Annotated in this window: 17 protein-coding genes and 1 tRNA gene; 12 read left to right on the top strand and 6 right to left on the bottom strand. The window is 42.3% G+C overall.

Going from position 1 to position 17730, the window contains the following annotated elements:
- Positions 1-24 precede the first annotated feature (24 nt).
- Both L1611_RS05245 and L1611_RS05240 read left to right on the top strand, forming a co-directional pair.
- Entirely contained in the window at positions 25-579 is a 555-nt protein-coding gene (locus tag L1611_RS05245) for a phosphatidylglycerophosphatase A family protein (protein ID WP_236312062.1), read from the top strand.
- 114 nt (positions 580-693) lie between these two features.
- Positions 694-769 (top strand) — tRNA-Val (locus L1611_RS05240).
- Positions 770-838: 69 nt separating this feature from the next.
- Here L1611_RS05240 and L1611_RS05235 read toward each other — a convergent pair.
- The gene (locus L1611_RS05235; RefSeq protein ID WP_236312061.1) at positions 839-1837 is read right to left on the bottom strand and encodes a glycosyltransferase family 2 protein; all 999 of its coding nucleotides are present in this window, start codon (positions 1835-1837) and stop codon (positions 839-841) included.
- A 240-nt stretch (positions 1838-2077) separates the two neighbouring features.
- Positions 2078-2251: an aspartyl-phosphate phosphatase Spo0E family protein gene (locus tag L1611_RS05230; protein WP_236312060.1), complete on the bottom strand. Its 174-nt coding sequence runs from the start codon at positions 2249-2251 to the stop codon at positions 2078-2080.
- A gap of 169 nt (positions 2252-2420) precedes the next feature.
- On the opposite strand from L1611_RS05230, the gene corA reads away from it, so the two are divergent.
- Positions 2421-3476 (top strand): magnesium/cobalt transporter CorA, encoded by a 1056-nt coding sequence (gene corA / locus L1611_RS05225; RefSeq protein WP_236312059.1) that lies wholly within the window; start codon positions 2421-2423, stop codon positions 3474-3476.
- 69 nt (positions 3477-3545) lie between these two features.
- On the top strand, positions 3546-5066 hold the full coding sequence (locus tag L1611_RS05220) for an MDR family MFS transporter (RefSeq protein WP_236312058.1): 1521 nt from the start codon (positions 3546-3548) through the stop codon (positions 5064-5066).
- A 262-nt stretch (positions 5067-5328) separates the two neighbouring features.
- Here the strand turns inward: L1611_RS05220 and L1611_RS05215 are convergent, their stop codons facing one another.
- Together L1611_RS05215 and L1611_RS05210 are read right to left on the bottom strand one after the other, a co-directional pair.
- Complete coding sequence (locus tag L1611_RS05215) at positions 5329-5697, bottom strand: VOC family protein (protein ID WP_236312057.1); 369 nt, start codon at positions 5695-5697, stop codon at positions 5329-5331.
- A gap of 1 nt (position 5698) precedes the next feature.
- Positions 5699-6439, bottom strand: coding sequence for a sulfite exporter TauE/SafE family protein (locus tag L1611_RS05210; protein WP_236312056.1), 741 nt, complete (start codon positions 6437-6439; stop codon positions 5699-5701).
- A gap of 123 nt (positions 6440-6562) precedes the next feature.
- On the opposite strand from L1611_RS05210, the gene ccpC reads away from it, so the two are divergent.
- From ccpC to L1611_RS05185, 5 genes are all read left to right on the top strand, one after another.
- A complete protein-coding gene (ccpC, locus tag L1611_RS05205; protein WP_236312055.1) occupies positions 6563-7438 on the top strand; it encodes a transcriptional regulator CcpC in 876 nt (291 codons plus the stop codon).
- A 129-nt stretch (positions 7439-7567) separates the two neighbouring features.
- Complete coding sequence (gene dapD / locus L1611_RS05200) at positions 7568-8287, top strand: 2,3,4,5-tetrahydropyridine-2,6-dicarboxylate N-acetyltransferase (protein ID WP_236312054.1); 720 nt, start codon at positions 7568-7570, stop codon at positions 8285-8287.
- 21 nt (positions 8288-8308) lie between these two features.
- On the top strand, positions 8309-9436 hold the full coding sequence (locus L1611_RS05195; protein ID WP_236312833.1) for an N-acetyldiaminopimelate deacetylase: 1128 nt from the start codon (positions 8309-8311) through the stop codon (positions 9434-9436).
- 170 nt (positions 9437-9606) lie between these two features.
- A complete protein-coding gene (locus L1611_RS05190) occupies positions 9607-9855 on the top strand; it encodes a YkuS family protein (RefSeq protein WP_236312053.1) in 249 nt (82 codons plus the stop codon).
- Between the two features lie 130 nt (positions 9856-9985).
- Positions 9986-11335, top strand: a complete 1350-nt coding sequence (locus L1611_RS05185) for a TrkH family potassium uptake protein (protein WP_236312052.1) — start codon at positions 9986-9988, stop codon at positions 11333-11335.
- 115 nt (positions 11336-11450) lie between these two features.
- On the opposite strand, the gene L1611_RS05180 is transcribed toward L1611_RS05185, so the two are convergent.
- Both L1611_RS05180 and L1611_RS05175 read right to left on the bottom strand, forming a co-directional pair.
- The gene (locus tag L1611_RS05180; protein WP_236312051.1) at positions 11451-11654 is read right to left on the bottom strand and encodes a ChaB family protein; all 204 of its coding nucleotides are present in this window, start codon (positions 11652-11654) and stop codon (positions 11451-11453) included.
- 107 nt (positions 11655-11761) lie between these two features.
- Positions 11762-12604: a mechanosensitive ion channel family protein gene (locus L1611_RS05175; protein WP_236312050.1), complete on the bottom strand. Its 843-nt coding sequence runs from the start codon at positions 12602-12604 to the stop codon at positions 11762-11764.
- Positions 12605-12924: 320 nt separating this feature from the next.
- Between L1611_RS05175 and L1611_RS05170 the strand changes: the two genes are divergently transcribed.
- The 3 genes from L1611_RS05170 (at position 12925) to L1611_RS05160 (ending at position 17288) form a co-directional block, all read left to right on the top strand.
- Entirely contained in the window at positions 12925-13473 is a 549-nt protein-coding gene (locus L1611_RS05170) for a peroxiredoxin (RefSeq protein WP_225065397.1), read from the top strand.
- Positions 13474-13717: 244 nt separating this feature from the next.
- Complete coding sequence (locus tag L1611_RS05165) at positions 13718-15472, top strand: ABC transporter ATP-binding protein (protein ID WP_236312049.1); 1755 nt, start codon at positions 13718-13720, stop codon at positions 15470-15472.
- Between the two features lie 13 nt (positions 15473-15485).
- Positions 15486-17288, top strand: a complete 1803-nt coding sequence (locus L1611_RS05160; protein WP_236312048.1) for an ABC transporter ATP-binding protein — start codon at positions 15486-15488, stop codon at positions 17286-17288.
- Positions 17289-17730 lie beyond the last annotated feature (442 nt).

The following is a 17730-nucleotide window of genomic DNA, read 5'->3' as shown; positions in this document are numbered from 1 at the left end:
ACTAGCAGAGAGAGGAGACTGACAATGAATAAACGTATTCACAGCAAGGAAGTGAAAGCTGCAACAATGAACCTTTTGAAGGAGCGCGGTGTCAGTATCATGGATGTAGCTGAAATCGTTTACGACATGCAAAGTCCATATGCACCAGGTTTGAAAATGGATGATTGTATTGAAAGTGTTGAAGCAGTATTGGATAAGAGAGAAATGCAACATGCCTTATTGGTTGGTATTGAACTGGATAAATTGGCTGAGCAAAACAAGTTGTCTGAGCCGCTTCAATCGATTGTTGAAACAGATGAAGGTTTGTTCGGAATCGATGAAACGATCGCCATGGGTGCTGTCTATGGATATGGTAGCATTGCGATTACAACATTCGGCCATCTTGATAAACAAAAAGTAGGGATCATCCAAAAATTAGATACGAAACATGGCAATGGTGTCCATACGTTTCTAGATGATCTAATTGCAAGTTTAGCCGCTAATGCTTCAAGCCGATTAGCTCATCGTATTCGTGATCGTGAAGAAAATCTAAAGGAGGAAGAAATCCGGAAACGTGATGAAGAAGAGAGAATCGGTTAATATTCAATATAGGTTGGCCGAAGACCACCAGGTCAACCTACTGCCAAATTTCTTTAAAAATAACGTTGACAATTTCGTTGAATATAAGTATAGTAATACTTGTCCGCTAAAAAGGATCCGTTAGCTCAGTTGGGAGAGCGCCACCTTGACAGGGTGGAGGTCACTGGTTCGAGCCCAGTACGGGTCACCATACATAGTATATACAAAACCTTTTTCATTTATTGAAAAAGGTTTTTTGAATTTCCATATTCCATGATGATCAATTCCAATATCCGGCCCAGATTTTAAAAAGGTTCCTATTCCATTCCATACCCTTTTCCTCAAGAGCTTGAAAGATACTGAGATATTGGATCCCTTCCAATAAGATTACACTATCAATAAGTTGCTTTTTAATAAGTTGATGTATTGCTTCAAGAGTACCCGAATCCGTTGATTGTAGATAACAGTCCACTTTCAGCTTGCTCAAACTGCAAATCTGTTTGAATTCGTTACAAGCATTTGAATTCCCTATCACAAGGAAGACTGGATCACGGGTGTCATGATATTGTTTTTTTGCTATTTTCTTAATGTGTGTGGAAGCAACGAGCCAGTCTTCATTATAAGGTTGTTTTTTCCTGCTTATTGATTCGGGATGTATTCGATAGTGATATAATACTTTGTTGATTTTATGGATAGACCCGACTTCAAGCATTCTTATCCATAAATCGTAATCGTAACAAATCTTATAGGAAGGATCATAGCCACCGATTTTCTTGAAAATTTCCTTTGAAAAAAGAACAGAGCCGTGACATAAAGGATTGATATAGAATCGGTAAGCTCTCAAATGTTCACCTGAAACAAGATAGTTACTGAATTCTTCCGTTCTCAGTCTTTTTTTCGGGATTTCATTTCTGCCGCTTATACATTTCCTTAATGTTCCCACTGCAGCTATCCCGGGATGATCTTTAACATAAGATATCTGTTCTTTCAATCTTGACGGATAGCTTAAGTCATCTGCATCTTGAATTGCAATCCATTTTCCTTCTGCTTCTTGAATCCCTCTGTTCAAGGCGGATGCAGCTCCTACATTCTTAGGAAGGTGAATGAGCCGAACTCTTGGGTCTTGTATATCATTTAGGATCTGAATCGTTTTATCGGTAGAACCATCGTTCACAATAATAAATTCAAACTCAGGATAAGTTTGTTGTAAAATGCTGTCTATTGCTTCTTGTAAATAAAGCTCCCCATTGTATACGGCCATAACAACACTTATCAGCATACAGGAATTTCCCCCATCCATTTTTAATTATGTTTATTCCCCAGTTATGCCTATATGAGGATAAGTAAATAAAAAGAAACCTCTTCGATCTGTGATCGAAGAGGTTATATGTTATACACACGACATGGTAGAAGTGTGTTATGGATTGATAACGGGTATAGTTTTCTTTATAAAGATCTGCCCAATTTTAATTTTTGAAATGTTTTCAAGTTCATATGACCTTATTTCAATATATTAAAATTAGGAAATTTTGAGTATGTTCAAGTTTCGTTCATGTATGTTTTTTACTAAATGTAGTTGTAGAAGCTTGTCCAACTCTTGGCTGCATTTAAGGGTTTCGCTAGATGACATGCCATAAATTTTCGCTGTCTCTAGCATCTGTTCTCTCTTTCTTTCGATTGTATGAACTAACATTTTTTTACCTCCATACCTAAGTTTCGAGTTGACCTTGTACATTATCTTACAAAAGCAAGACCTTTGGAAGTCTTTCGTGGAAACTTCTGATGATTCGACAATAATAGAAATAAAAGTCCACACATATTACCCTTTGTGTAGATAAAAAGTAGTGTTTGGAGATGATTGAATGGGTAAACAAGCAGATTTGGAAAAGAAAAAAGGACTGCCCCCTGGGTCTCTGGTTTACGTAGGAGATGAAGAGGCTTCGGTTACGAAGATCTCTATCATCGACTATAACGGTGACGTTTTTGCAGAAAAATCTGTCGATACGATCCAGGAAGCATTATCATATGCCGAATCAGACAGCGTAACGTGGATCAATATCGAAGGGCTTTACAACAAAGAGGTCTTTAAGGGAGTCCGTGATATCTTCGGGGTACATCCTTTACTCATCGAAGACATATTGAATACTGAACATCGGCCAAAAATCAATGTACTGGACAATTATATACTGATGATTTTGAAGATGGTATGGTTCGAGCGGGAGGAAATTGATATTGATGAAGAACAGATCAGTCTCATCATAAAAGATCAAACGATCATAACGTTTCAGGAAAAAGAGGGTGATGTACTAGATCCTGTTCGCCAAATGATTCGCCAAAATCTAGGGAATATCCGCAAGATGAGTACAGGGTACCTAGTCTATTCCATATTGGATGCAATCGTCGACCAATACTTGATTGAATCTGAACGGATAGCAGCGGATATCGAGAAGGTTGAAGAGGAGATGGTGTTACATCCTGACCAAACCGTTCTTCAGAAGATTTATAATTACAAAAATGTCGGAATATATCTCCGCAAGCAGGTGTGGCCTGTCAAGGAAATCATTACAGGGTTGGAAAAATCGAAAATCATCGATATGAATACCGGTTTCTATTTGAAAGATGTATCCGATCACGTCATACATGTCATGGATATGGTGGAAATGACCCATTCGATGTCAACTAATCTCCTGGATGTCTATTTCTCAAGTGTAAGTAACAAGATGAATGAGGTCATGAAGGTATTGACGATCGTTTCTACAATTTTTATCCCGCTCACATTTATTGCCGGAATCTATGGGATGAACTTTCAATATATGCCGGAGTTAGATGAACATTGGGGATATCCGATTGTTTGGGGGATTATGATCATGATGACGATAGGAATGCTTATCTTTTTCAAAGCTAAACGATGGTTCTGAAGATTTTGTGGAATAAAGTTGATATAATGGGAGGGCATTATTGGATACCCAAAAAACGGAAGTGAACATATGACGAAAGAAGATATTTTGGTAGGGATCAAAGAAAAGACCACACTAAGGCCTCTTGTCTTAGCTGCAGTTATTTTGGCGATGTTCATGGCTGCTATTGAAGGAACGATCGTTTCCACTGCAATGCCGAGCATCGTCGCTGATCTAGGCGGATTCCGATTGTACAGTTGGGTTTTCTCTGCTTACTTGCTTATGCAGGCAGTAACGATTTTAATCTATGGCAAATTATCCGATCTGTTCGGTCGTAAGCCTGTTTTTACATTCGGGATCGGAATGTTCATGGTCGGCTCTTTGTTGTGCGGTTTCGCTGAGACGATGGAAATGCTCATTATCTACCGTCTGATTCAAGGTATTGGTGCTGGAGCGGTGATGCCGATTGCGACGACGATAGTAGGTGATATGTACACAATGGAGGAACGGGCAAAAATCCAGGGATACCTAGCAAGTGTCTGGGGTATTTCTGCTGTACTCGGCCCAGCTTTTGGCGGCTTCATTGTCCTTTATTGGGACTGGGCATGGGTTTTCTGGCTCAATCTTCCTCTTGGTATTTTGGCGATATTAGGAACGAATTTATTTTTACATGAAGACATTGAAAAGAAAAAGCATGAAATAGATTACATAGGGGCTTTATTGGTTTTCATTTCAGTCAGCAGTTTGATGGTGGCTTTGATCCAAGGCGGGGTTTCTCTCCCTTGGACATCCTGGCAGATCGCAGGCTTGATTGGAACTTTTGCCGCTAGTTTCATTTTGTTCATCTTCCAGGAACGACGTGCTGCAGAGCCGACCATGCCACTTAGCTTATGGAAGGATCGCTTGATCACGTTAGCAAACCTCGCTTCACTGACTACCGGTGCGATTTTATTCGGGATTTCTTCCTTTTTACCTGCGTATGTGCAAGGTGTCATGGAGGAGTCACCTCTTGTAGCGGGCTTTACCCTTACGACAATGTCCATCGGTTGGCCGATTGCATCCACATTGGCAGGAAGGTTGATCATAAAATTAGGTTTCAGGACAGTGGCCCTTGGAGGAGGCATCGCGCTTGTTTTAGGATCCCTCTTCTTCGTGTTCCTTGACCCGGTGAAAGGGCCGGTTTGGGCTGCGATTGGGTCGTTCATCATCGGTGTCGGGATGGGGCTTTCAACGACGACCTTCATCGTATCGATCCAATCGTCTGTAAATTGGGAGAAACGGGGAGTGGCGACAGCATCAAATATGTTCATGAGAATTTTAGGGAGTGCGATCGGTGCAACGCTTCTAGGCGGGATTCTGAACAATCGGCTGCAGAGCTATTTGGAGGCACATGGAGCGGACCTGGATGATTCGTTATCGATCGATGCTGCGAACATCCTTCTCGAAAAATCCCAACGAGAAAAATTAGCACCCGAAACACTGAAAATTCTTCAAGAAGGGCTCACATTTTCTCTTGATAGTGTTTATATCGGTGTATGTATCTTAGCTATTGTCAGTTTTGTCTTGATCGTTTTTCTGCCGAGAAAGGAAGATCAAACACCTGAACAGTAAGAAAAGCGCAACCGCCCCCTGGTTAGCCACGCAGGTCACTGGAAGACCGACGAGGAGGCTTGAACCAAACAAAGTTCGGTTCTACGTGGGTAAAACACTTCGAACTAAATCAATGTGTCGACCGCCGCAGGAGGACTGAAGTGAACCAAGTGGTTGGCCGTTGGAGCTAGACATCAATCCATCAAATTTATGCGCTTATTATATAAACAACGAGTAGTCTACAATGGATCGTTCCTTTTAAATTTTTATAATCAAGAGCTATTTATTCATATGTTTCAAGGAATTCGATCCGGTTATGGAAAGGGTCGAGGAAGGAGAACCTTTTCAAGCCTGTGATCTTCGTTTCGTCTTTAATGGTTACAGTGTTTTCCTCCAGGTAGCTTTTCACTGTATCGAGATCAGCTATTTCAAAAGCTGGATGTCTTTTGCTCGTTTCTGTATACTTTTCTGTTCCGATATGCAGTTGGATGTCACCAACCTGATACCATAACCCGCCATTCTTTTTCAACGATTCAGGCTTTTCGATTTCAGTCAAGCCTAATATATCGCTGTAAAAAGAGCGTGCTTTTTCCTCTTCTCCAGTCGGTATACAAATTTGAACATGATGGAGCCTTTTGAATATAATCTTCATGTTATAGATTCCCCCCTAAAAATTGATAGACGAGTTGAATCAAGAGCAATAGAGTGATGAAGCGTAATATCAGTTTTACAATCGATTTTGAAAGTTTGCCAGCAAGCCGTACCGCGACCTGGGCACCGATCAATGAACCGATTGACAAAGGGATTGCTACATCCCACCGGACATACCCGGTAACATAGAAGCTGATGAACCCGCCGAAACAACTTAAAAACGTATTGAACCTGGTGTAAGCGATGGTTCGGAGGTAAGAGATACCCTGATAGAAAAATAGATACATCTGGAAAGTTGCCTGGCCTGGTCCGAACATGCCGTCATAGGCACCTATACCGAATAAACTAGGATAACTCCATAAGGATAATCTTTCATGTCCGTCTTTCTGCTGTGGTGGTTTCTTGATGAAGGATGTAACAAATGTTAAGCCCAATAAGCTGATTCCGATGATGATCATCGTCCGTTCGGATAAAGAGGAAGCGGCCAGTCCCCCTATAATCCCGCCAAAAAAACTGAATGGGGCTATTTTCAATGCAGCCTTCAGCTTCACTTCCTTCCGTTTCAATAGGACGAAAAAGCTTGAAAAAGAACTTAGCATATTGGAAAATTTGTTTGAAGCGATTGCATTGTGAACCGGAACCCCTGCAAGGAGCATGGCTGGCAGATTGATCAATCCGCCGCTTCCAGCAAGTGTGCCGATGAAAGTGGCAGCGAAACCGATGAATATCAATAATATTGTCATAATGGTACCTTCTTCCATATCCGATTCTATTGTTATCGTATGCTATCTTCAGCTATAATAAAATAACGATTATTTTATGTTCTACGATAAGAAAATCTTATCAATAAAAGGCGTGAGAGATTTATGCAGATGACCGAGTTTAAAGTGTTGAATGTATTGGCCTCTGAATTGAATATGCGCAAAGCTTCCGAACGGCTTTATGTATCTCAGCCAGCATTGAGCCAGCGACTTCAGTCCATTGAACAACGTTGGGGAGCGAAGCTTTTCATCCGATCTCAGAAGGGTTTGACACTCACACCGGCAGGAGAAAAGGTCATTGAATTTGTCAACAAGACCCTCCAGACCGAAGAGGATTTGCAGGATGAGATTTTATCATTAGGGGACGTCGTGCATGGAACGTTGAAGATCGCTGTTGCCTCGATCATTGGCCAATACTGGCTTCCGAAGGTTTTGAAGAAATATGTGGAACAATATCCGAACGTGAAAATTTCACTTGTTACGGGGTGGAGTAGTGAAGTCCAGCGGCAATTGTTCAGCGATCATTACCATGTTGGGATCATAAGAGGTTACCCTGATTGGAAGGGACCAAAAGAATATTTGATGAAGGATGAGCTGCACCTGGTCGATACGAAAATCCAGTCCTTGGAGGAATTGAAGGAGACGACAAGACCATTCATCCAATTTAGGAGCCATTCTACTTATTATCAGGAGATTCAGGACTGGTGGGTGAAGAAATTCAAATCTTCGCCAAAAAGGACGATTGTCGTGGATCAGATCGAAACTTGCAAGCAGATGGCGCTGAATGGTATTGGTTATGCGATATTGCCTTCCATAAGCTTGACTAGACAAGACCGGAATATCCATACGATTCCGATTATGAATGAGCGGAATGAGCCGCTTAGCAGGGACACGTGGATCATCAATAGTGAAGCATCCCTCCAGTTGAAACAGGTCAGGGTCTTTAATGAACTAATCAAGTCGATGAAACATAGGACGTAACACTTAACATCTTGAAGAAAGTACGATAAAATGAACGCGATTGAAATGAAAAAGACGAATTGGAAGCTGAACGTTTATGCATCTGGGATAGACTAAGCAGCTATAATTGTCAATAGGAGGAAAAGGGACATGAAAATGATGGATGCAAATGAAATCATCTCATTTATTCAAAATAGTGAGAAGTCAACACCTGTAAAAGTACATATCAAGGGAGAACTTGAAGCAATCGATTTCGGTGCCAACACGAAATCGTTCATTACAGGTACTACCGGCGTGCTTTTCGGTGAGTGGAAAGATATCAAGAATGCGATTGAACAGAACGAAACTTCAATCGAAGACTATGTTGTAGAAAACGATCGACGCAACTCAGCGATTCCTTTGCTGGACCTTAAAGGAGTACAAGCACGAATTGAACCAGGGGCGATTATCCGTGACCAGGTTGAAATTGGAAAAAATGCAGTCATCATGATGGGCGCTATGATCAACATCGGTTCTGTCGTTGGTGAAGGGACGATGATTGATATGAATGTTGTTCTTGGTGGACGTGCGACAGTAGGGAAGAATTGCCACATCGGAGCGGGAGCGGTCCTTGCAGGGGTGATTGAACCGCCATCAGCGAGCCCTGTCGTTGTTGAAGACGGCGTTGTGGTTGGTGCTAACGCTGTTATTTTAGAAGGTGTTAGAGTAGGTGAAGGTTCTGTCGTCGCAGCGGGTGCTGTCGTCACAGAAGATGTCCCTCCGTTGTCAGTGGTTGCCGGGACACCAGCCCGCGTCATCAAGAAGATCGATGATAAGACTAAAGGCAAGACGGAAATTAAGCAAGAACTTCGTCAATTAAAAGAAGACTAGAAAAGGAGAGAGCGAAATATGATGCCTCTCGATGAACTTATACCTATCCGACGTGCCTTACATCGGATTCCTGAGCTGGGTTTTCAAGAGGTGGAAACCCAGCAATTTTTATTAAAATACATTCGTTCTCTTCCTCAAGATTTTTTAGAGGTGAAGGAGTGGCGAACTGGATTGCTCGTAAAAGTGACCGGGGCAGTTCCCAAAAAGACAATTGGTTATCGTACTGATATTGACGGGTTACCGATCAAAGAGGAAACGACTTATGATTTTCGTTCGGAACATGAAGGTATGATGCATGCTTGCGGCCATGATTTTCATATGACAATTGCTTTAGGCGTATTGACACACTTTGCGAATAACCGTCCAGACGACAATCTATTGTTCATTTTCCAGCCTGCAGAAGAAGGTCCTGGTGGGGCATTGCCAATGCTAGAGAGTGATGTGTTCAATGAAGATCGTCCTGATATGATCGTTGCTTTACACATTGAACCGAATCTCCCTGTCGGCACGATCGGCATCAAGGAAGGTTTGCTTTTTGCGAACACCTCTGAGCTTTTCATAAACTTGAAAGGAAAAGGGGGGCATGCAGCCTATCCACATCAAGCAAATGACATGGTTGTGGCAGCGAGCCATCTTGTCACCCAACTGCAGACGATCGTCTCGAGGAATATGGATCCGCTTGATTCGGCAGTCGTCACCATCGGGAAAATAATGGGAGGGACGAAACAGAATATCATTGCTGAAAATGCAAGGATCGAAGGAACAATAAGGACTTTATCGCCTCAAGCGATGGACAGTGTGAAAAAAAGGGTCGAAGCACTCGTGAACGGTATTAAAGCGGGATTTGAATGCGAAGCTGATATTGATTACGGTGCGAATTACTACCAAGTCAACAATGATGCTGAGCTTACTCATGAATTTTGTGAATACATCGCAAAAATAAAACCTCAATATACCGTTTTGCAGGTTGATAAGGCCATGACAGGGGAAGATTTCGGCTATTTTCTAAAAGAGATACCAGGTTTCATGTTCTGGCTTGGTGTCGAGACGCCATATGGCCTCCATCACTCTAAAATCGAACCGAAAGAAGAGGCTATGGAAGTTGCAACAAGTATATTGATCGATTATCTGACACATAAAACGACTTAGAGTCCCTGAATGGGGCTCTTTTTTAAAGGATAAGAAAGTATAAAAATTTTGGTTGCGGTGCTGTTTAGACCAATCATACAACCGTTGAAGGCTTATATTGGGCTTCCATAAAATGCATAACACCCCCTTGATGAGGTTACATTAACAATATTCGCAAGGAGGTGGATGAAATGCCGAGAATCGGAGTAGAACAATCATTGACAGATGTTCAAGAGGCATTGCAAAGCAGAGGGTATGAAGTAAAACAATTAAAACAAGAGCAAGATGCTGAGGATTGTGATTGCTGTGTAATCACAGGGCAGGATCAGAATGTAATGGGAATCCAAAACACGGTTACACAAGGATCAGTCATCAGCGCTCACGGTTATACAGCGGATGAGATTTGTGAACAGGTCGACCAACGTTTCAACCAACAATAAGGGGATGGCAGCCGCTGTCCTCTTTTTTCTGATTTTCCGTATGTTGTAAAGGGGTCAATGTACACAAGAGTCATATTTAGGTATACTTAGTTCTCTAGATCGTTTTTCTATTAGAGGGGTTAATGTACATATGAATTTCCAAACTCTAGGTATTCCTAATCGAATAAAAAAAGTGGTATTGACACCGCCAAGGATATTAGCCTTCTCTTTTATTGTGTTGATCACGGTCGGTACATTGCTGTTAAAACTGCCGATTGCAACAACCGGGGAAATCACCTGGCTCACCGCCTTGTTCACTGCGACATCAGCCTCCACGATTACAGGGCTTGTCGTGGTCGATACCGGTTCCGTCTATACGTTGTTCGGGCAAATCATCATCCTAAGTTTGATCCAAGCAGGTGGAGTAGGGATCATGACCTTTGCTGTGTTAATCGTTCAGATGTTGAGTAAAAGGATTGGAATAAGGTTCATGCTTCTGATCCAACAAGCCCTTAACCAGTCATCTTACGGCGGGATCATCAGGCTGGTAAAAGTACTGTTGATTTTTGCTCTCGTTTCGGAATCGATCGGGACACTTATCCTTATGTCTATGTGGGTACCGGACATGGGATGGAAACAGGGGACTTACGCAAGTATTTTTTATAGTATTTCCGGTTTCAACAGTGCGGGCTTTTCGATTTGGTCGGAAGGCTTGATCGGTCATAACAGTAATCCTGTCGTCCTTACAGTCATCTCGACTTTATTCGTATTGAGTGGTTTGGGATTTACCGTCATACTTGATCTTTACTACAGCAGGAAGTTCAAGGAACTTTCCCTGCATTCGAAACTGATGATCATCGGTACGGGTGTCATCAATATTGTCGCTTTGTTCGTCATATTCGCGCTCGAATTCAATAATGTAAAAACGATCGGCCTGATGCCCTTGTCCGATAAATTGTTCAACTCTTATTTCCAAGCGGTGACACCGAGATCCGCAGGATTGAACTCCCTTGATGTGAACAGTATGGAAGATGCATCGATCTTTTTCACAATCATCCTTATGTTCATCGGGGCTGGAAGCACCTCAACTGGTGGAGGGATCAAATTGACCACCTTCATCGCTTTATTGCTTTCTGTCGCGACCTTCCTAAGAGGGAAAAGTGAAGCGGTCATTCTCGGGAGGACGATCAGTGACAGTACGATCATCCGTGCATTTGCCATTACTGTCATCTTGCTGGGCATATTATTTACGACAGTTTTCATCATGATGATTTCTGAAGACGCATCTTTTATCGAAATCTTGTTTGAAGCGGTCTCAGCAATCTCCACATGCGGTCTCTCAATGGGGATTACCGGTGAATTATCCGTAATCGGCCAGATCGTCATCATCCTGTTGATGTATTTCGGAAAGCTTGGACCTCTTACTCTTTTATTCATCCTGGCGAAACCTAGTCTTCGCCGTAAAGTCCGTTATCCATATGGAGAAATCATTACAGGATAATAAAAAAAACCTCCTCAGGCTGCAGCCAGCTTGATGGGGATTTTTTCTACATGGTGACAGGTACACTTTAGAGGGCCTTGGGGCAGTTGAGGTTTGAAAGTGTACCTGGCACCGTCTAATCTTCTTTCTTCACCCAGTTGTCGTTTTCGTTCTTCTCATATTTCTCTTTTACTGCATTCCACGCTACTTTATGTGCTGTTTTTTCCTGGTCATATTGTTTGCTAGCCGAGTTGAAGGCTTCTTTATAAATTTCACGGGCATGCTCGGGAAGATTGTTCTTCACTTGATCAGGTAGTTCTTCTTGGGAATCATAAGGCATATGAAGTACCCTCCTTTTTTCAAAAAGCTGTTTTCTAAACTGTTAGACATCAATCTATACGAAACAGCCTTTTAAAAAGAGTACCCGGAACAACTCCAAAATAAACATTATTGATTTTCGTCTTTGTGTATATATACTTGATGCGGGAACGGGATTTCGATTCCGTTTGCTTCTAGAGATTCCTTTAGCGCTTTGCGCAGTTCGCGCTCGACCCCCCATTGCATGTCGTTCTTCGTTTTTGCAATGACACGTAATACGACATCAGAAGCACCTAGTGATTGTACACCAAGGACATTCGGTCCCTCGACGATATTCTCATTTGTTTCAGCGATACGATCACAAGCTTCCTGCAGGACTCCGATTGCTGTATCGATATTATCATTATAAGAAATACTGATATCGACAAGTGCTCTCATGTTCCCGCGAGTATGGTTGCTTATGGCGCTGATCTCACGGTTGGGGACATAGTGGAGAGTACCGTCAAACCCTCGGATATGCGTGGTTCTCAAACCCGTTTCCTCAACAATGCCGTCAAAGCCGGCCGTTGTCACGTAATCCCCAACATCAAGCTGTTTTTCCAAGAGGATGAAGAAACCTGTCACAACATCACTGACAAGTCCTTGGGCGCCAAAACCGATCGCCAATCCGATAATACCTGCCCCAGCTAACAGCCCTGTAACATCTAATTGAAAAGTTCCCATCACGGCAACCACTAAAATAAAGATCAATATGTAAGAAAAGACACTTTTCATTATGCTCTTCAGTGTTATTACCCTTCCAGGAGACATGTCTCTCCGGTTCTGAATTTTTTCGAATGTAGATTGTATGATTCGGTTACCGATCGCCTTCACTATCATGAACGCAATCAAGATGAAAATCAATTTCAGAGCCAGTATTCCGGCATCTTTTAAAATTTCAGCCCAATCGATTTTTGCGAGTAGTTCGTCCATATAAATCAGCTCCTTGCTTCTCAGTTCAGAATAATAATACTATAACGGACTTTTGCTCAGACCCGCAATAAATAAGGTCAGAGTATATCCTTTGAGAAGAGGAAGAAAACACGTTAGAATAGATATGGACATGCCCGAAGCGTTTATTACAAGCTTTTTTTGGAAATAGTAAGCATGTCTAGTGCGCTATATTAAATTAATTCTCATTTGATATTGACTATCAATAAGTGAATGATTATAATATAGCATGTACAATAATGATGGAAAAGAAAGGCGTAACTGCCGATCTTACATTAAAAATCATTTTGGAGGGATTACGAATGGCAGAACGTATGGTAGCAAAACAAGCACCACGCTTTGAAATGGATGCAGTACTTTCAAACAAAGAATTCGGTAAAGTAAGCCTTGAAGAAAACATGAAGAATGATAAGTGGACAGTCCTTTTCTTCTATCCAATGGACTTCACATTTGTTTGTCCTACAGAAATCACTGCGATGAGTGATCGCTATGATGAATTTGAAGACCTTGACACAGAAGTGATCGGTGTTTCTACTGACACGATCCACACTCACTTGGCATGGATCAATACGAACCGTGACGATAACGGATTAGGTGAATTGAAATACCCATTAGCTGCAGACACGAACCATAAAGTCTCTGAAGACTATGGTGTGTTGATTGAAGAGGAAGGGGTTGCACTACGCGGATTGTTCATCATCAGTCCAGAAGGTGAGCTAATGTACGCTGTGGTAAACCACAATAACATTGGCCGTGATGTAGATGAAACACTGCGTGTCCTTCAAGCTCTTCAAACTGGTGGACTTTGCCCGGCAAACTGGAAGCCAGGTCAAGAAACACTTAACGTTTAATAGACATTTCAAAGTAGAGCCTAACTCAGGTTAGGCTCTATTTTTTTCATGATTTAATTTCTGAAAATTAAATCATTTAAACATCCAGTACTATGATCCGATAGATAATAATATGGATCTAAAATATGTATAATTTACCTCGTAATAAATTTTAAGCAAAATTCTGGTTATTTATTTCGGAGTCCGTTATATTATTTATATTATGACTTTTTAAACAATACATAAAAAGAAGGCAGGTGCTTATGTGGATACTTTTAGACGTTTAAAAGAATTTTATTGGCCTTATCGCAAATATTTCTTACTCTCAGTATTTTCCCTCTTATTCGTATCAGGTATTACAGTCATATATCCGATGCTGTTGCAGTTCACCATTGATGAGGTCATCATCAATGAGCAATACTGGTGGATACCATATTTGGCGATCGGCTTCATCATCGTGATGGCGATCAAAGGAACAGCAACATTCTTCCATCAGTATTTGGGCGATTTGTTCGGTGTCACCGCTGTTTACCGGTTGAGGGAGGCATTGTATAAAAAGCTGCAGTATTTACCGTTCAGATATTATGACAATGCAAAAACCGGAGACCTGATGTCACGCCTGACTGCTGATGTCGAGGGGTTTCGGTTCTTTTTATCCTTCGGGTTTGCACAGGTCATCAACTTCGTTTTGCTCGTATCATTCAGTTTAGCTGTAATGTTCTACTATTCAGTACCTCTTGCATTTGTCACACTCGGCATGCTTCCGTTCTTGGCCATTGCCGTATACCGTTTTGACAAGAAGGTACATCCGGCCTTCAGAGGAATTCGGAAATCCATGGGTCGATTGAATACCAAGGTCCAAGAAAATGTCAGCGGAATCAATACAATCAAGTCCCTGTCCCGTGAAGACTTCGAAATCGGGAAATTCGTCAACAATAACAAGGATTATCGTGACAATTACCTGAACACATCAGACATCTGGGCGAAATACTTCCCACTCATGGAAATGATCGGGAACCTTTGTGTCGTATTTCTTCTTTCTTATGGTGGATTCCTTGTATTCAACAATCAATTGAATCCAGGTGAGCTCGTCGCTTTCTTTAGTCTGGTCTGGTATATCATCTGGCCGATCATGAACCTTGGATTCGTCATCAACACATTTTCACAGTCAAAGGCTTCTGGTGAGCGGCTGTTGGAAATTTTAGATGAACCAGAAGATATCCAGGATACGGAAGACCCCCTTCAAATTGACACGTTGAACGGCGATGTAGAGTTCGTCGATGTTACGCATAAGTATGCGAGTGAAGAAGAGTACGCATTGAAAAACGTTTCCTTCAAAGCTCCTAAAGGAAGGACAATTGGACTTCTAGGTGCCACTGGAGCTGGTAAAACAACCATAACTCAATTGATTTCAAGATTCTATGAACCGAAGGAAGGCAAAGTCTTGGTCGATGGAAGAGATATTAAGGAATATTCCATCAAATCTCTCAGAAAAAATGTTGGAGTCGTTCTACAGGAAACTTTCCTGTTCTCTTCATCGATTAGAGACAACATCGCATATGGAAACGCAAATGCAGAATTCGAAAAGATCGTCGAGGCAGCTAAAAGAGCCCAAGCTCATGAGTTCATCCAGGAGCTCCCTGATGGCTACGATACAATCCTCGGTGAACGGGGAATGGGGCTATCTGGAGGGCAAAAGCAGCGGATCGCTATTGCTCGTGCCATTTTACCAGACCCAAGTATTCTCATACTGGATGATGCAACGAGTGCAGTCGATATGGAGACAGAATTCAAGATTCAAAAAGCCTTCCAGGAAGTGATGAAAGGGAGGACTACATTCATCATCGCCCATCGTATCTCTTCCTTGAAACATGCAGATGAGATTCTTGTACTGGAAGACGGGCGAATTGCACAGCGCGGCACCCATGAAGATTTGATCGATCAAGAAGGTATGTACCGGAGGGTCTATGATATCCAATATAAGGATAAAGAGGCTATCAAACAAAGACAAACTGGTTAAGTGAGGTGAGAGAATGAGCAACAATACGAAAAAACGATTTCATTATTCACAGGATCAAGCGATAGAAAAACAATTCAATTGGAAACAGATGCTACGCCTATTTGGTTACATGAAGCCATACCAAACCAATCTATTGCCGAAATCGATTATCGCCATGTTGATTTCGACAGCTGTGAGATTGGTCGTTCCGATCTTCATCGGGGTTTTGCTTTTCGACCATGCGATCAAAGAACAAGATGAGAGCTTGCTTATCCAATTGATTTTCGGAATAGCGGGGCTATACATTCTGGCTTGGATTGCGAATACCTTCCGGATCAAATGGACGAATCAGCTAGGGCAATACATCATCTATGATATCCGGCAAGGATTGTTTAAACACATCCAGCGCCTTTCCCATCGATTTTTCGATCAACGGTCGGCTGGATCGATTCTTGTAAGGATCATCAACGACGTCAATTCATTACAGGAACTTTTTACAAACGGCGTCATCAATCTATTGATGGACTTCCTCCTTCTAATCGGTATTCTCGTCATCATGTTCATCCTAAGTCCTGAATTGACTTTGGCCATCATGATTGTCCTGCCGATCATGTTCTTGATCTCTACGAAATTACGCGGAAACATCCGCCGCTCATGGCAAATGGTCCGGATCAAGCAAGCAAAGCTCAATTCCCATCTGAATGAAAGCATTCAAGGAATCCGGGTGACCCAATCCTATACACAGGAAAAAGAAAACATGGGATTCTTCGAGGGAGTGAACGGTGAGACGTTCGATAGCTGGAAGGATGCAACCCGGAAGAGTGCGGTTTTCCGTCCGTTCGTCGAAATGTCAAATGCTATCGGAACAGCCATCCTCATCTGGTATGGTGTGTACTTGATCCAAAATGGAATGGACTATGGGGTATTCGTAACCTTTGCATTCTATCTAGGTATGTTCTGGGAACCGATTTCACGTATGGGGCAGGTTTACAACCAATTGCTGGTTGCCATGGCATCCAGTGAGCGAATCTTTGAATTCCTTGATGAACAACCGAATGTATCAGAACGGAAAAACGCGATCACTTTTGATGACATTGATGGGAAGATCGAATTTGATCAAGTGGAATTCTCTTACGATGACAAACGGAAAGCATTGAATGGCGTTAATTTGACGATCGAAGCTGGTGAGACCGTCGCTTTAGTCGGACATACGGGATCAGGTAAGACGACGATCGCCAATCTTATCAGCAGGTTCTATGACCCCACGGAAGGATCAGTCAAAATCGATGGTATCGATTTGAGAGATGTGAAGCTTGATAGTTTAAGACAAAAAGTAAGTGTAGTCTTACAGGATACATTCATTTTTTCGGGAACCATCATAGATAACATCCGGTTCGGACGCCCGGACGCAAGTGATGAGGAAGTCATCCAAGCTGCTGAAGCAGTCGGCGCAAGCACCTTCATCGAAAAACTCGAGAATCAATATGAAACAGAGGTAGAAGAGAGAGGGAATGTGTTATCTGTCGGGGAAAGGCAGTTGATTTCGTTTGCACGTGCATTACTGGCAGATCCGCGGATCCTGATATTGGATGAAGCGACAGCAAGTATTGACACAGAATCAGAATTGAAGATTCAAAACGCCTTGCAAACATTGCTTAAAGGACGTACAGCGATCATCATCGCCCACAGGCTCTCAACAATCCGTGAATCTGACAATATTTTTGTTCTCGATCATGGAAATCTTATTGAACAAGGAAATCATGATTCTCTCATGAAACAAAAAGGAGAATACTATGATCTGATCGTATCTCAATTTAAAATGCTCGATGCTATGTAACCAAAAAAGGCTGTTTTTCAGCCTTTTTTTGTTGTGCGCCCGGCATGTGCACACGCTCTAGGGTTCAAGTCCCGAACGGTGAAGGTCGTTGTAGCCGTTAGCTGAAGGCAAGGGTGTCCGGGACGACCCGGAATCTGAAGGAAGCCGGAGGCAAATCTCCGACCCGAGGAACACGAATCTCATACAAGGCTGTTTTTCTGGGATGAGATGGCAACTCACATCAAAGTCCCAACGACCGAAGGGAATGACAGTAAATGAGACGGGTACATGGAGAGGAAGTGTGTGAACTTACCCGGGGAGGTCTGCCGGAAACGCGAAGTACACTTCGTAACCTATCCAGCGATGGGTAGCTGAACCGGCAGAAGTCAGCAGAGGTCATAGTACCTTCCCAAACTCGAGATGGGAAGGGAAGGACCGAATCTTTAAGCCAGAGCGATCCTTC

This window comes from Pseudalkalibacillus salsuginis (genome assembly GCF_021646685.1).
Lineage (GTDB): Bacteria > Bacillota > Bacilli > Bacillales > Fictibacillaceae > Pseudalkalibacillus > Pseudalkalibacillus salsuginis.
This window is presented reverse-complemented; position numbering and strand designations above follow the sequence as displayed.

What these genes read in the sequence shown, in the direction of transcription:
- L1611_RS05245 (WP_236312062.1), top strand. Translation starts at nt 25, where the DNA reads ATGAATAAACGTATTCACAGCAAGGAAGTGAAAGCTGCAACAATGAAC.
- L1611_RS05235 (WP_236312061.1), bottom strand. Translation starts at nt 1,837, where the DNA reads ATGCTGATAAGTGTTGTTATGGCCGTATACAATGGGGAGCTTTATTTA.
- L1611_RS05230 (WP_236312060.1), bottom strand. Translation starts at nt 2,251, where the DNA reads ATGTTAGTTCATACAATCGAAAGAAAGAGAGAACAGATGCTAGAGACA.
- corA (WP_236312059.1), top strand. Translation starts at nt 2,421, where the DNA reads ATGGGTAAACAAGCAGATTTGGAAAAGAAAAAAGGACTGCCCCCTGGG.
- L1611_RS05220 (WP_236312058.1), top strand. Translation starts at nt 3,546, where the DNA reads ATGACGAAAGAAGATATTTTGGTAGGGATCAAAGAAAAGACCACACTA.
- L1611_RS05215 (WP_236312057.1), bottom strand. Translation starts at nt 5,697, where the DNA reads ATGAAGATTATATTCAAAAGGCTCCATCATGTTCAAATTTGTATACCG.
- L1611_RS05210 (WP_236312056.1), bottom strand. Translation starts at nt 6,439, where the DNA reads ATGACAATATTATTGATATTCATCGGTTTCGCTGCCACTTTCATCGGC.
- ccpC (WP_236312055.1), top strand. Translation starts at nt 6,563, where the DNA reads ATGCAGATGACCGAGTTTAAAGTGTTGAATGTATTGGCCTCTGAATTG.
- dapD (WP_236312054.1), top strand. Translation starts at nt 7,568, where the DNA reads ATGAAAATGATGGATGCAAATGAAATCATCTCATTTATTCAAAATAGT.
- L1611_RS05195 (WP_236312833.1), top strand. Translation starts at nt 8,309, where the DNA reads ATGCCTCTCGATGAACTTATACCTATCCGACGTGCCTTACATCGGATT.
- L1611_RS05190 (WP_236312053.1), top strand. Translation starts at nt 9,607, where the DNA reads ATGCCGAGAATCGGAGTAGAACAATCATTGACAGATGTTCAAGAGGCA.
- L1611_RS05185 (WP_236312052.1), top strand. Translation starts at nt 9,986, where the DNA reads ATGAATTTCCAAACTCTAGGTATTCCTAATCGAATAAAAAAAGTGGTA.
- L1611_RS05180 (WP_236312051.1), bottom strand. Translation starts at nt 11,654, where the DNA reads ATGCCTTATGATTCCCAAGAAGAACTACCTGATCAAGTGAAGAACAAT.
- L1611_RS05175 (WP_236312050.1), bottom strand. Translation starts at nt 12,604, where the DNA reads ATGGACGAACTACTCGCAAAAATCGATTGGGCTGAAATTTTAAAAGAT.
- L1611_RS05170 (WP_225065397.1), top strand. Translation starts at nt 12,925, where the DNA reads ATGGCAGAACGTATGGTAGCAAAACAAGCACCACGCTTTGAAATGGAT.
- L1611_RS05160 (WP_236312048.1), top strand. Translation starts at nt 15,486, where the DNA reads ATGAGCAACAATACGAAAAAACGATTTCATTATTCACAGGATCAAGCG.